At 31.8% G+C, this 14,417-nt stretch carries 12 protein-coding genes, 1 pseudogene and 1 other annotated feature (1 of these 14 cut by a window edge); all 13 genes and pseudogenes read left to right on the forward strand.

Annotation, left to right across the window (positions count from 1 at the left end; translation table 11 throughout):
- Positions 1-127 (forward strand) — a binding site (T-box leader) (it extends 51 nt beyond the left edge of the window).
- A 57-nt stretch (positions 128-184) separates the two neighbouring features.
- Positions 185-2,824, forward strand: coding sequence for an alanine--tRNA ligase (gene alaS, locus CLMAG_RS06555; protein ID WP_066619645.1), 2,640 nt, complete (start codon positions 185-187; stop codon positions 2,822-2,824).
- Positions 2,825-2,886: 62 nt separating this feature from the next.
- The gene (locus CLMAG_RS06560) at positions 2,887-3,138 is read left to right on the forward strand and encodes an IreB family regulatory phosphoprotein (protein WP_066619647.1); all 252 of its coding nucleotides are present in this window, start codon (positions 2,887-2,889) and stop codon (positions 3,136-3,138) included.
- Between the two features lie 61 nt (positions 3,139-3,199).
- Complete coding sequence (gene ruvX, locus CLMAG_RS06565; protein WP_066619655.1) at positions 3,200-3,616, forward strand: Holliday junction resolvase RuvX; 417 nt, start codon at positions 3,200-3,202, stop codon at positions 3,614-3,616.
- Between the two features lie 275 nt (positions 3,617-3,891).
- The gene (locus CLMAG_RS06570; protein ID WP_066619658.1) at positions 3,892-4,161 is read left to right on the forward strand and encodes a DUF1292 domain-containing protein; all 270 of its coding nucleotides are present in this window, start codon (positions 3,892-3,894) and stop codon (positions 4,159-4,161) included.
- A 133-nt stretch (positions 4,162-4,294) separates the two neighbouring features.
- On the forward strand, positions 4,295-4,756 hold the full coding sequence (locus CLMAG_RS06575) for a Fur family transcriptional regulator (RefSeq protein WP_066619661.1): 462 nt from the start codon (positions 4,295-4,297) through the stop codon (positions 4,754-4,756).
- A 38-nt stretch (positions 4,757-4,794) separates the two neighbouring features.
- Positions 4,795-6,462, forward strand: a complete 1,668-nt coding sequence (locus tag CLMAG_RS06580; RefSeq protein ID WP_066619664.1) for a ribonuclease J — start codon at positions 4,795-4,797, stop codon at positions 6,460-6,462.
- 105 nt (positions 6,463-6,567) lie between these two features.
- On the forward strand, positions 6,568-6,918 hold the full coding sequence (locus CLMAG_RS06585; protein WP_066619667.1) for a YlbF/YmcA family competence regulator: 351 nt from the start codon (positions 6,568-6,570) through the stop codon (positions 6,916-6,918).
- Positions 6,919-7,080: 162 nt separating this feature from the next.
- Entirely contained in the window at positions 7,081-8,904 is a 1,824-nt protein-coding gene (gene typA / locus CLMAG_RS06590; protein WP_066619670.1) for a translational GTPase TypA, read from the forward strand.
- A 12-nt stretch (positions 8,905-8,916) separates the two neighbouring features.
- Complete coding sequence (gene mltG / locus CLMAG_RS06595; RefSeq protein ID WP_066619672.1) at positions 8,917-9,942, forward strand: endolytic transglycosylase MltG; 1,026 nt, start codon at positions 8,917-8,919, stop codon at positions 9,940-9,942.
- Between the two features lie 183 nt (positions 9,943-10,125).
- Positions 10,126-10,773, forward strand: coding sequence for an O-methyltransferase (locus CLMAG_RS06600; RefSeq protein ID WP_066619673.1), 648 nt, complete (start codon positions 10,126-10,128; stop codon positions 10,771-10,773).
- Between the two features lies 1 nt (position 10,774).
- Positions 10,775-12,007 carry a peptidase U32 family protein gene (locus CLMAG_RS06605; RefSeq protein WP_066619680.1) on the forward strand — a complete coding sequence of 411 codons (1,233 nt, stop codon included), beginning with the start codon at positions 10,775-10,777 and terminating at the stop codon, positions 12,005-12,007.
- A gap of 174 nt (positions 12,008-12,181) precedes the next feature.
- Positions 12,182-13,852: a peptidoglycan D,D-transpeptidase FtsI family protein gene (locus tag CLMAG_RS06610; RefSeq protein ID WP_066619682.1), complete on the forward strand. Its 1,671-nt coding sequence runs from the start codon at positions 12,182-12,184 to the stop codon at positions 13,850-13,852.
- 124 nt (positions 13,853-13,976) lie between these two features.
- Positions 13,977-14,405: pseudogene (locus CLMAG_RS06615) on the forward strand (sigma-70 family RNA polymerase sigma factor); the annotation flags it as partial.
- Positions 14,406-14,417 lie beyond the last annotated feature (12 nt).

Genomic DNA, 14,417 nt, shown 5'->3' on the forward strand with positions numbered 1-14,417 from the left:
GTGGATGGTGAAAACTTCTTGAAAAATATAGTGAAGCAGCCCATGAGCCATAGTATTGAAAGATGCACAGTTTGCAGCGTAGCTGTGTAATTAGGGTGGTACCGCGGAATGAGCTTTCGTCCCTTGCTGGGATGGGAGTTTTTTTATTAAAAGAAATACTAGATTTACAAAGGAGAGATTTGCTATGGAAAAATTGGGATTAAACCAATTAAGAGAAATGTACCTAAGCTTTTTTGAAAGTAAAGGTCATCTAAGATTACCAAGTTTTTCACTTATACCGAAGGATGATAAGAGTTTATTATTAATAAATGCAGGTATGGCGCCTTTAAAACCTTATTTTACTGGTTTACAGGTTCCACCAAGCAAAAGGGTTACTACATCACAGAAGTGTATAAGAACTGGTGACATAGAGAATGTAGGTAAGACTTCAAGACACGGAACATTCTTTGAGATGCTTGGAAACTTTTCTTTTGGAGATTACTTTAAGGAAGAAATTATTCCTTGGGCATGGGAATTTTCAACAGAAGTGCTGAAGCTTCCAAAAGATAGATTATATGTAACTATTTATTTAGATGATGATGAATCTTTTGATATTTGGACTAAAAAAACAGATATAGACCCTTCTAGAATTTTTAGGTTGGGAAAAGAGGAAAATTTTTGGGAACTTGGAGTAGGACCTTGTGGGCCTTGTTCAGAACTTCATTTTGATAAAGGGGAAGGAAAACTAAATTCTGCAGAAGAGTTTGTTAAAGCTTCAGATGATGATAGAGTAATGGAATTCTGGAACCTTGTGTTTACTCAGTTTGATAAAGATGAACAAGGAAACTATAACAGGTTAGCACACCCTAATATAGATACAGGAATGGGACTTGAAAGAATTGCAAGTATTATGCAAGGCACAGATAATATTTTTGAAGTAGATACTATAAAATCTATTCTAGATGAAGTCAGTAGAGTAACTGGTGCTATATATGGTAAGGATGTCAAGGCGGATATATCCTTAAGACTAATAACTGATCATATTAGAAGTGTTACTTTCATGATAAGTGATGGGATTTTACCTTCAAATGAGGGAAGAGGATATGTGCTTAGAAGATTACTTAGAAGGGCTGCTAAACACGGAAAATCCTTAGGAATAAATAAACCATTTTTACATAACCTAACGGATATAGTAATAGATAATTCCTGTGGTAGTTATCCAGAGCTTAAAGAAAAGAAGGACTTTATTAAGAAAGTTATAAAACTAGAAGAGGAAAGATTTGATGAAACTATAGATAGTGGAATTCAAATTTTAAATGAATTTGTAGAAGATCTGAAAAATAATAATGCGCTTGTGTTATCTGGAGAAAAAGTATTTAAACTATATGATACCTATGGATTCCCGCTAGAGCTTACGCAGGAAATACTTGAAGAAAACGGTATGACTGTTGACATAGAAGGTTTTAATAAAGAAATGCAGAGTCAAAGGGAGAGAGCAAGAGCTGCTAGAGAAGAAACAAACTACATGGGTGCTGAAGATACCATACTTAATAAGATTCCTTTAGAAATAGAAACTATTTTTGAAGGATATGAGACTACGACAACCGTATCGAAAATTAAGACTTTAATTAGGGATGAAGAATTCGTTTCCTCACTTTTAGCAGGAGATACTGGTGTAATAATTACTGATAGAACTCCTTTTTATGCAGAAATGGGAGGTCAGGTTGGTGATAAGGGTATAGCATTCAATAGTTCTTCAAAAGCAGAGGTGCTAGATTGTAAAAAGAATGTAGCAGGAAAGACACTGCACTTTATAAAGGTTTTATCCGGGGTGATAAATCTAGAAGATGAAGTTACGCTAAGTGTTGATGTAGAAAGAAGAAACAATATTAGAAGAAACCATACAGCAACACATATATTAAATGAAGCTTTAAGAAAAGTACTAGGAGAGCATGTACATCAGTCGGGTTCATATGTAGATGACGAAAGATTAAGATTCGACTTTAATCATTTTGAAGCTGTAAACTCTGAGGAACTTAAACAAATCGAAAATTTAGTAAATGAAAATGTAATGAAGGTTGTAAGTGTAAATACTAAGGTAATGACTTTAGAAGAAGCTAGAGAAAGCGGAGCAATTGCTTTATTTGACAATAAGTATAAAGATGAAGTTAGAGTAGTTTCTGTTGGTGACTTTAGCAAAGAATTATGCGGAGGAACTCATGTAGGGAATACAGGTGAAATAGGCCTATTTAAAATTGTTTCAGAAGCAGGAGTAGCTGCAGGCGTAAGAAGAATGGAAGCTGTTAGTGGTCCAAGAGCGATTAGCTATGTAGAAGCTAAAAATGAACTGTTAAAGGAAATATCCGCAAAATTAAGATGCTCAGAAAAAGAGATACTTCACAAATTAGAACTACAAGCTGCAGAATTAAAAGAAAGAGAAAAGGAAATCTCTGAATTAAAATCAAAGCTAGCAGGTAGTGCAGAGGATGATATATTAAACAATGTTCAAGAAGTAAAGGGAGTAAAGTTATTTACTGGTATTTTAAAGGACGTTGATGGAAATGCACTAAGAGATTTAGCTGATAAAATTAGAAGCAAAGGCGGAGAATGTGCAGTTGTCTTAGGAAGTGAGGTTGAAGGAAAAGTTCAGCTTGTAGCTATGACAACTAAAGCATCAATTGAAAAAGGTGTTCACTGTGGGAAAATAATAAAAGAAGTTGCAGCAATCACTGGTGGTGGCGGTGGCGGAAGACCAGACATGGCTCAAGCTGGAGGAAAACTGCCTGAAAAATTAGAAGAAGCAATAGTAAGTTGTGCTGCTATCATGGAAAAACTAGTTAAATAGTATACTTTTTATTAAATATGTTCTATAATATACTTAATTAGAATTGTTAGCGGGGTGAGAACATGGGTAACGATAATACGATTCAGTTTGATATTTCTATGAGCAAGAAAGAGTTAACTAAAGAAATATTGACTGAAGTTTACGATTCGCTAATTGAAAAAGGATATAATCCGGTAAATCAATTAGTTGGGTATTTAATTTCAGGAGACCCGACATATATAACTAATTATAATGGAGCAAGAGCGTTAGTAAGAAAGCTTGAAAGAGATGAGATCTTAGAAGAGGTTTTAAAAGCATATTTAGGGATAAAATAAGAATGCCCTTAGGGGCATTTTTATTTTAAATTTTGAACATAATAAAATTAGGAGAAAATTAATGAGAATTCTTGGACTAGATATAGGAGATAGAACTATTGGTGTTGCAGTAAGTGATCCGCTTGGATTTACAGCACAGGGTATTACTACTATAAGAAGAAAAAGTAACGAAAAAGATTTAGAAGAATTAAAAAAAGTCTGTGATGAATATAAGGTAGAAACTATTGTTTCTGGTCTTCCTAAAAACATGAATGGAACCTTAGGACCACAAAGTGAAAAAGTGATAGCATTTTGTAAGTTAATAGAAGAAAATATTAAGTTGCCTATAAAAATGTGGGATGAAAGACTAACTACAGTAGCAGCTCATAGAGTAATGCTTGAAGGAGACTTATCCCGTTCAAAAAGAAAAAAGATAGTTGATAAAATGGCTGCTATGTATATATTACAAGGATATTTAGACAGTATAGGAACTAGATGAAGTGGAAACTTAAATCAGATGGGGTTTCAAACCCCAGCTGATTCTTAGTTGAATGAATCCAGGGACGTAGCTGATCTTTACTCCCTCTTTGAGAAGATGGAGTATTAGAGCGGGTAGTCATCGGATAAATTGAAAACTACAGATAAATAGTTTTAAGTTTTTAGCTTGAATAACATACTTATAGTCTATATTTAATTAGAATTAGGATATTAACTCCTCTATAATATTAGGAGTCTCATAATAAATATTAATTAAAATGAAAGAGGTGGAAATAAATGGAAAATGATGTAACTAGCATAATTTTAAATGATGAAGATGGAAATGAAGTAGAGTTTGATGTAATTACAAAGCTTGATATAGAAGATAAAGAGTATGTAATTGTTGTACCAAAAGACGATGAGGAAACAGATGAGGCTATAGTTCTTAGAATAGATAAAGACAAAGAAGGAAACGACTTATTAGTTACTGTAGAAGATGATGATGAGTTTGCAATTGTTTCAGAGGCATATGAAACCCTATTTGGTGAAGATGGTGAACTTAATTAATTTTCTATTGAAAAGCTATGTATATCATAGCTTTTATAATATTAGTTGATTTTCAATTGACAATATAAAAATTCCGTATTAAACTAAAGTTTGAAAATAATTTTAAAATTTTTGGTTGGAACGAGGTAGTCGAATGTCAAAGCTTTCGCCTGAAGAAATAGAAAAATTAAAAAGTAATTTAAAAGAAAAAGGTTATAAATTAACACCGCAAAGACGGGCTATAGTAGATGTGATAATAAGAAACGAAGGAAATCATCTTACTACAGAAGAGTTATATGACCTTGTAAAAAAAGAATGTCCAGAGATAGGTCTCGCAACGGTTTACAGAACAGTTCAGTTGTTGGAAGAAATTGGAGTGATATGTAAGTTGGACCTTAATGATGGATGTGGTAGATATGAACTAGTACATGAAGAAGAAAATCATCAACATCATCATCTTGTGTGCACAATTTGTGGAAGCGTAATTGAGGTGCAGGATGATCTTTTAGAGGTATTAGAACATGAAGTGGAAGAAAAGTATAAATTTAAAATAACTAATCATAGTGTTAAATTTTTTGGGATATGTGAACGCTGTGCCCAGAATTATAATAAATAAAGTTGATTAATAATAATGATGAAGGAGGGGAGATTTTTTTGCGCAAAGAAAAAGAAAAAATTAAAATTATTCCACTAGGTGGATTAAATGAAATCGGAAAAAATCTTACAGCAATAGAATTTAAAAATGACATAGTAGTAATAGACTGTGGACTAAAGTTCCCAGATGAAGAAATGCTAGGTATAGATATTGTAATACCTGATATCAGCTATCTTCTGAAAAATATAGAAAGAGTAAAAGGTATATTTTTGACTCACGGTCATGAAGATCATATTGGAGCACTGCCTTATGTATTAAAGCAGATGAACGTTCCTGTATATGGTACAAAGTTAACGTTAGGAATCGTTCAAACAAAGTTAAAAGAACATAATTTATTAAGTGTAGTAGACTTAAAATGTGTGAAGGCAAAGGATATTGTTAAGCTTGATAATGTATCTGTAGAGTTTATAAGAACTAGTCACAGTATAGCTGATTCTGTTGCAATTGCCATACATACACCAGTTGGAGTACTACTACATACTGGAGACTTTAAAATCGATTATACTCCTATTGATGGATGTGTAGCTGATTTAGCTAGATTTGCTGAATTAGGTAGAAAAGGCGTAGCTGTTATGCTAGCGGATAGTACTAATGTTGAAAGACCAGGGTACACTATGTCAGAAAGCGTTTTGGGAGATACATTTGAAGAAATCTTTACTAATGCAAAAGGAAGAATAATTGTAGCTACCTTTGCATCAAATATTCATAGAATACAGCAAATAATTGCAGCTGCTATGAAATATGATAGAAAAGTTGCAGTTTCCGGAAGAAGTATGGAAAATATAATGGAAGTGGCAATGGAATTAGGATATTTAGAGGTAGATAAAAACGTTTTAATTAATGTTGATAACATAAACAAATATCCTGAAGATAGAATAGTAATTATCACTACTGGAAGTCAAGGAGAAGCTATGTCAGCACTTTCGAGAATGGCAGCTTCAGAACATAAGAAAATAAGTATTCTTCCAGGCGATAGTGTAATAATTTCAGCTACACCTATACCAGGAAATGAAAAGTTAATTTCTAGAGTTATAAATCAGTTATTTAAAAAAGGTGCAGAAGTAATATATGAGGCATTAGCTGATGTACATGTTTCTGGTCATGCTTGTCAAGAAGAGTTAAAGCTTATGCACACCCTTGTGAAACCTAAATTTTTCATACCTGTCCATGGTGAATATAGACATCTAAAACAGCATGCTGAATTAGCCGTTAAGTTAGGTTTACCATCAAATAATGTTATAATTGCAGATAATGGTGAAGTAATAGAAGTAACGAGAGATTTAATTAGAAAGAACGGAACTGTTATTTCAGGTCAGGTTTTTGTAGATGGACTTGGAGTTGGAGATGTTGGTAATATAGTATTAAGAGACAGAAAACATCTTTCACAAGACGGAATACTTACAGTTGTAGTTACAATTGAGAAAGAAACAGGTAGTGTAATTGCAGGACCAGATATTATATCAAGGGGATTTGTATACGTAAGAGAATCTGAAGATTTAATGGATGAGGCTAGAGAACTAGTAAAAGGTGCATTAAGAGAATGTGAAGAAAAACGTATAACTGAATGGGCTAGCATAAAATCTAATATAAAAGAAGTGCTTAGAATGTTCTTGTATGAGAAAACAAAGAGAAAGCCGATGATATTGCCAATTATTATGGAAATATAGAAATAAATTGAGAATTGATAGTTGAGAACTGACAGTTAATTTTTAACTTTCAATTCTCGACTTTCAATTTTTAATTGATAATTTAGCATGTAAGGAGAATATATTATGAATATATATGATAAAGCTCATGAATTTGCAAAAGAGCTAAAAAATTGTCCTGAGGTTGTTCAGCTAAGAGAAGTTAGTAAAAAAGTTAAAGAAAATGAAATTAATGCAAAAATTTTAGATGATTTTAGAAAACTGCAATTTGAAGCATATTCCCAGCAAATGCAAACCGGTAACATATCCGATGAGATTAAGGCAAAGCTTAACAATATAGGTTCAACTATAGCAGCAAATCCATCGGTAGCCGAATATCTTCAGGCAGAACAAAAATTTAGTGTTATGTGGGATGATGTTTTGAAAATATTAAATGAGGCTATAGGAATAGATTTTTCATTTGGTGCAGCAAAATAATTCTACAAAAGTTGACTTTTTAAGACTAAGATACTAAAATAGATAAGTAAGCATGAATTTAGTTGGATACTTCATAGTATCCAATTTTTTTGAGAGAAAACAAAATAGAATAATTATGTTGATAATATATTTTCTATTTAACAAAAATTGGAGGAAAAATTAATGGAATTATTTACAAGAAACGATATAAGAAACGTAGCTATAATAGCGCACGTTGACCATGGTAAAACTACTCTAGTAGATGCACTACTTAAGCAAAGCCATGTTTTTAGAGAAAATGAAAAAGTTGAAGAAAGAGTTATGGATTCAAACGATCTTGAAAAAGAGAGAGGTATAACTATACTTTCTAAAAATACTGCGGTTATGCATAACGGAATAAAAATAAATATTGTAGATACACCAGGACATGCTGACTTTGGTGGAGAAGTTGAGCGTGTTCTTAAAATGGTAGATAGTGTTATCCTAGTTGTAGATGCTTATGAAGGACCAATGCCACAGACAAAATTCGTTTTAAAGAAAGCTCTAGAATTAAGCTTAAAGCCAATAGTTGTTATAAACAAAATAGATAGACCAGATGAAAGAGCAGCAGATGTTCTAGATGAAGTATTTGACTTGTTCGTAGAACTTGGGGCAAATGATGAGCAATTAGATTTTCCAGTAGCATATTGTTCTGCTAGAGCTGGTTTTGCTAAAAAAGAACTAGAAGACGAATCAACAAATATGGATCCTTTATTTGATACTATTATAAAAAATGTTCCAGCACCACAAGGGCACCTAGACATGCCACTACAAATGCTAGTTACTACTATAGATTACAACGAATATGTTGGTAAAATAGGAATAGGTAAAATTGAAAGAGGTAGCATTAAGAAAAATCAGGCTGTAGCATTAATTAGAAAAGATGGAAAAGTTGATAACGTAAAAGTTTCAAACCTTTATGTTTATAATGGACTTAAAAAAGAAGAAACTAATGAAGCACAACTTGGAGATATAGTAGCTGTTTCTGGTATTCCAGACATAAATATAGGAGAAACATTGTCAGACATAAATACTCCAGAAGCACTTCCTTTTGTAGAAATAGATGAACCTACATTAAGCATGAATTTTATGGTAAATGACTCACCTTTTGCTGGCCAAGATGGGGATTTTGTTACATCAAGACATCTTAGAGATAGATTATTGAAGGAATTAGAAACAAATGTATCTTTAAGAGTTGAAGAAACAGACTCTGCAGATTGCTTTAAAGTAAGTGGTAGAGGAGAACTTCATCTTTCAGTTTTAATTGAAACAATGAGAAGAGAAGGATATGAATTCCAGGTTTCTAAGCCTTCTGTTATATTCAAAGAAGAAAATGGAAAGAAACAAGAGCCTATAGAATACCTTACAATAGATGTACCAGAAGAATTTATGGGACCTGTTATGGAAAAATTAGGACCTAGAAAAGCTGAAATGGTAAATATGACATCAGCTGTTAATGGATATACAAGACTTGAGTTTAAAGTTCCAGCAAGAGGACTTATTGGATTTAGAAACGAATTTATGACTGATACTAAAGGTAATGGTATAATGAATCATGTTCTTCATGGCTATGAAGATTACAGAGGTGAAATTCCAGAAAGAACTAGAGGATCAATTGTAGTATTTGAAACAGGAACATCAATCACTTACGGGTTATTTAATGCACAGGAAAGAGGAACATTGTTTATACCAGCAGGAATCGAAGTTTATCAAGGAATGATAGCTGGAGAATCTTCAAGAGCAGAGGATATTGATGTTAATGTATGTAAGAAAAAACAGTTATCAAATACAAGATCTTCAGGAGCAGATGATGCTTTGAAATTAGTACCTGTAACTCAAATGACTCTAGAGCAAAGCCTTGAATTTATAGCATCAGATGAACTTGTAGAAGTAACACCTAAAAATATAAGAATGAGAAAGAAAATATTAAATCCAGATATGAGAAAAAGATCACAAAGAAAAAAATAAGGATGGACTGTAATGAAGGGTAAAATTCTGTTCAAAGTTTTTCTGATTTGCTTGGTTGCCATAGTTTTTCTGTTAGGTGGAGTTTTCTACTATAGAAATCAGGTAATAAGGCATCCTCTCAAGTCTATTGAAAAAAAAGTACAGTTTACTGTCAATAACGGTGAAAATCTTAGTGACGTTATAAATACTTTAAATTATAAAAAAATTATAAAAAGCGAGTATTTTATTACCCAATATATAAATAGAAATGACATTAGTCAATCTGTAAAACCAGGGATATATTCTTTTTCTAAGAATATATCCTTGGAAAAGTTCACAAGATACCTAAATAAAGGTATAAAAGATGATGAGACTGTTAAGGTAGTAATACCGGAAGGTTATGATATTGAGCATATTGCGGTAGCCTTAGACGATAAAGGAATAATATCTAAGTCTGATTTTATAAAAAGTTGCAAAGAATATAAGTTACCAGATTTCATTAAGAGTTATCCAAGCAGAAGATATGAATTAGAAGGATATCTTTTTCCGGATACCTATGAATTCTTCAAAGGGACTGAAGGAAAAGAAATTATAAATGTAATGGTGAAAAGATTTTCTCAAGTAATTGATAATATTCAAAGAGAAACTGGCAAGAATATTAATAAGGAAGATTTAGATAAAATTATAACTATGGCTTCAATTATCGAAAAAGAAGTGGATAGACAGGATGAAAGAGGAAAGGCTGCTTCTGTATTTTATAATAGGCTTAGTAAGGGGATTAAACTGCAATCCTGTGCTACGGTTTTATATGCTTTAGGTATACATAAAGACAAACTTTATTATAATGATTTAAAGGTAAATTCACCCTATAATACCTATATTGTAAAGGGATTACCCATAGGCCCTATATCCTGTCCTGGGCTAGAGTGTATCAAAGCAGCAATGAATCCAGAGGAAACTAATTACCTATTTTTTGTATCGAAAAATGATGGTACTCACTTTTTTTCGGATAACGAAAAACAATTTTTAGAAGTGAAGAAGGTTACACAGGGAGATTAAACATTAAGTTAAGAGTTAAGAATTAAGAGTAAAGAGTTTAAGAAAATTGTTTTTTTGTAAAAAACATAAAACAGTTTCTATATAAGATACGTTTATTATTTTTTCGATTTTAATCGAAAAAATTACGTTAACTCTTAACCCTTAACTCTTAACTCTTAATTATATTTAGTTTTGGAGGAAAAAATGAGCGGTATTACACATGATTATATGGAGCATTATATAAGAAGTTTAATAAAAGATCATAATGGAATATTAAAAGAACTTGAAGATTATGCACACAGCAACCATGTTCCAATAATACATAAGGAAGTAGCTAAGTTTTTAGAGCTAATGATAACTATAAAAAAGCCTTTGAAAATTCTAGAATTAGGTACTGCTATAGGTTATTCAGCAATTCTAATGAGTCTAAGTTCTAAAGAAAATAGTTTAATAACTACTATTGAGAGAGATAAGAAAATGATAGAACTTGCTCAAGGCAATATAGAAAAGCATGGCTTTAAGAATAAGATAAACATCATAGAAGGTGATTGTCTAGAGGTTTTAGAAAAACTAGATGACAAATATGACCTCATATTTATGGATGCTGGAAAAGGCCATTATAATCATTTTCTTAACCATTGTGTAAGATTATTAAGTAAAGATGGAATAATAATAGCAGATAATGTTTTATTTAGAGGTATGGTTGCCACAGATGAACTTGTAGAGAGAAGAAAGATAACTATAGTTAAAAGAATGAGAGAATATTTAGAGATGGTATCGGATAGTGAAAAATTTATAACTTCAATTATGCCTATGGGAGATGGAGTTGCAGTTACTACGAGGAGGGATTAGTATGAAAAAACCTGAATTACTAGCACCAGCAGGAAGTCTTGAAAAGTTAAAAACAGCTATAAATTTTGGAGCAGATGCAGTATATCTTGGTGGCAGTAAGCTTAACTTAAGGGCTTTTGCAGATAACTTTACAGATGAAGAATTAAAAGAAGGTCTAGAATATGCACACCAAAGAGGAAAAAAAGTTTTTGTTACAATAAATGTTTTTCCTCATAACGAAGACTTAGAGGGAATAGAGGAGTATTTAATAAATCTACATAGTATGGGTGTAGATGCTATAATTGTATCAGATCCAGGAATAATCATGACAGCGAGAGAAGTTGTACCAGAACTCGAGATTCACCTAAGTACGCAAGCGAATAATGTAAATTGGAAGTCAGCAATATTCTGGCATAAGCAGGGAGTTAAGAGAATAGTTCTTGCTAGAGAGTTATCTTTAAAGGAAGTAGAGGAATTAACAGAAAAGATTCCAGAATCCTGTGATATAGAAGCATTTGTACATGGATCTATGTGTATGGCTTATTCTGGGAGATGTGTTATCTCTAATTATATGACTGGCAGAGATTCAAATAGAGGACAATGTGCACAGCCATGCAGATATAAATACTATCTTGTAGAAGAAAAAAGACCAGGTGAATATTTTCCAGTGTTTGAAGATGATAAAGGAGCTTACATACTAAATTCAAAAGATTTGTGCATGATTGAACATATACCAGAGTTAATTCAATCAGGAATTTATTCTTTTAAAATAGAAGGTAGAATGAAAAGTTCTTATTATGTTGCGGCTATTGTTAAATCCTACAGGCAAGCAATAGATGCTTACTTTGAAGATCCCCAAGGATACAAGTTCCAAAAGAAATGGTTAGATAATCTCATGAAGGTAAGTCATAGAGAGTATTTTACAGGATTTTATTTTGATGACCCTAATAAGCAAAAATATGAAAATTCTTCATATATAAGAGATTACGATATAGTAGGCTTAGTAAGAGGATATGATAAAGCGACAGGAATTGCGACAATAGAACAGAAAAATAAAGTTTTTGAAGGCGATAAGGTAGAAGTTTTAAGAGCTGTAGGAGACAATTTTGAAATAACCTTAGATAATATGAAGAATAAACAGGGCGAGAAAATAGAATCAGCACCTTCTGCGCAGATGATATTTACAGTAAATGTTGAGACAGAGTTAAAAGAAGGCGATATGCTTATAAAAGATAAAGAAAGTAAAAATTCTTAAATCAAATGTAATGAATAATAATATTCATTAGTAAATAAGAAGTTTAACTTGAACCAAAGGAAAATATCAAATGAAGTCTTATAGTATTTGCTGTTTTTAAAAATGGAATAGTAAATAAGTGAATAAAATACCTCATTTTGGACAAAATTTTAGTTTGAGATGAGGTGTTTTTTTATGATAATAAAAGTAAGCAGAGCTTTAATAAGAAAAAGACAATATATTATTCTTATTCTTTTTGTAACGATGCTTGTAGCGCTATGTGGAAGAATGGTGCAATATCAATATATTGGATCCAGTAAACTTAGTGTAATGGCAGATTCACAGTATTCCTATAAGGAAGATATCACAGATACTAATTATTTATTATTCGATTCTAATGGGAAACAACTAATTAACTATAATAAAAAATACTATGCTGTAATCTCTCCTGATATATTTACAAGAAATAATTTGGATGCAGATTCAGATCAGACATTAACCTTGATTTATACATTAAGAAACTATAATGATAATTATGATTTATCTAAAAATGATGTATTAAGCAGCAGCAAAAAGCTCTACTACGAAATAGATGAGAGTACTTACAATAAATTGAAAAATATTAAAGATGTTAAAGGTTTTTATACCTATGAATATTCTGCAGCAGATAAAGATGGGGTTTGGAAGCTAGAAAATCTACTGATAAATCCGAGAAGAACAGATAATAGTGCTCTAAAATCTAACGATTCATTAGAAATGCAGATTTATAATAAAACAAAAGATAATAAAAAACCTCAAATTGTGTTCAACAGAGACGTTAACGGCAATATAATTGACGAAAAAACAGAACTCCCCCAAAATAATATGAATGTAAGACTAACTGTAGATAAAAATATTGAAGAAAAAATAAAAGAAATATTAAACAGTGAAAAAAATAAAGATTTTACTCAAATAGGGGTAGTATTAATGGAAGCAAGTACTGGTAAAATAAAGGCTATGGTTCAAAAGGATGATACCAAACCAAATGTTAATATAGGAGCAGCCACGAATAATGGTTTTTTTGCTGGTTCTATTTTCAAAATCATAGTAGAAGAAGCGGGATTAGATAGAAAAAGTATAAATGTAAATGACACGTTTACCTGTAGAGGTTTATATGAAAATGAAAAGCATGAAAAGCATGGTACTTTAACAATAGAGGAAGCCTTTAAGGTTTCGTGTAATGACATATTCTCCCAAGTTGGTAGTAAAGTTGGTTTTAATAATTTCTATGATAATGCTAAATCTCAAGGGTTAATGGAAAAGGTGTTGGGTTTTGATAGTGAAAAAAGTGGTAATTTCGAAGTAAAGGATGCAAAAAATAGTGATGGAACGTTAGGAATTGCATCCATTGGTCAGAGTATTAGGATAACACCGATAGAGTCTATAAGTATTGCTAATACAGTTGTGAATAATGGTATGTATGTAAAACCACATATTGTAGAAGCTTATGTGGATGATAGTAATAATGAAATAGAGATACTAAAAACAGAACAGTTGCCAGTAATAGAAAAGTCTACTGCTAGCATAATAAAAAAACAAATGATAAGTGTGGTAAAAGAAGGTACTGCCCAGGCGGCATATATGGATAATGTGGAGATAGGTGGCAAAACTGGAACCACTGAAAGAATTGAACTTTCAAAACAAACCGGAAAAGCGGAAGAGCATTCAGATGGATGGTTTGTAGGATTTTTTAAAGTTGATGGTAAATATTATTCAATGGTTGTTTTTATTCAGGATATAGATAAAGACAAAGATAGCGGAGGTAATACTTCTGCTCCTATATTTAAGGATGTAGTTAATGGAGTAGTACAATATTTGAAAAATTAAGTAAGTTGTTTTACGGGTAAAAACACTTAAGAAATAAGTATTAATCAAAATAATTATTTTTATATGCACGTTTTCTAAGGCTACCTCATAATATATTAATAAGCACTATTAGGAGGAGCAGCCCGTGTTTTTAACAAATTACTTATTGGATATTATAGGTAATATGGTGTTTTTGACAGCCTATGTTACTAACAGTAGTTCCTTTCCTCAGCCGTTAAATGACAAAGAAGAAGAATATTATTTAAAGAAACTTAAAGAAGGAGATATGCTGGCTAAAAGCATTTTAGTAGAGAGAAACTTAAGATTAGTTGCACACATTGTAAAAAAATATTCTTACCCAGGGAAGGAAGTAGACGATTTAATATCAATTGGAACAGTTGGACTTATTAAAGCTATAGATTCCTTCGATGTTTCAAAGGGAACAAGACTGGCAACATATGCGGCAAAATGCATAGAAAATGAAATACTTATGCTTATAAGGAATAATAAGAAAACCAAGAACGAGGTGTATTTACAAGATCCAATTGGTATTGATAAGGAAGGCAATGAATTGCGTTAGGCATGT

The organism is Clostridium magnum DSM 2767 (assembly GCF_001623875.1).
Classification (GTDB): Bacteria; Bacillota; Clostridia; order Clostridiales; family Clostridiaceae; genus Clostridium_AM; species Clostridium_AM magnum.

Coding starts and splice junctions, on each gene's coding strand:
- alaS (WP_066619645.1), top strand. CDS start 185: ATGGAAAAATTGGGATTAAACCAATTAAGAGAAATGTACCTAAGCTTT.
- CLMAG_RS06560 (WP_066619647.1), top strand. CDS start 2,887: ATGGGTAACGATAATACGATTCAGTTTGATATTTCTATGAGCAAGAAA.
- ruvX (WP_066619655.1), top strand. CDS start 3,200: ATGAGAATTCTTGGACTAGATATAGGAGATAGAACTATTGGTGTTGCA.
- CLMAG_RS06570 (WP_066619658.1), top strand. CDS start 3,892: ATGGAAAATGATGTAACTAGCATAATTTTAAATGATGAAGATGGAAAT.
- CLMAG_RS06575 (WP_066619661.1), top strand. CDS start 4,295: ATGTCAAAGCTTTCGCCTGAAGAAATAGAAAAATTAAAAAGTAATTTA.
- CLMAG_RS06585 (WP_066619667.1), top strand. CDS start 6,568: ATGAATATATATGATAAAGCTCATGAATTTGCAAAAGAGCTAAAAAAT.
- typA (WP_066619670.1), top strand. CDS start 7,081: ATGGAATTATTTACAAGAAACGATATAAGAAACGTAGCTATAATAGCG.
- mltG (WP_066619672.1), top strand. CDS start 8,917: ATGAAGGGTAAAATTCTGTTCAAAGTTTTTCTGATTTGCTTGGTTGCC.
- CLMAG_RS06600 (WP_066619673.1), top strand. CDS start 10,126: ATGAGCGGTATTACACATGATTATATGGAGCATTATATAAGAAGTTTA.
- CLMAG_RS06605 (WP_066619680.1), top strand. CDS start 10,775: ATGAAAAAACCTGAATTACTAGCACCAGCAGGAAGTCTTGAAAAGTTA.
- CLMAG_RS06610 (WP_066619682.1), top strand. CDS start 12,182: ATGATAATAAAAGTAAGCAGAGCTTTAATAAGAAAAAGACAATATATT.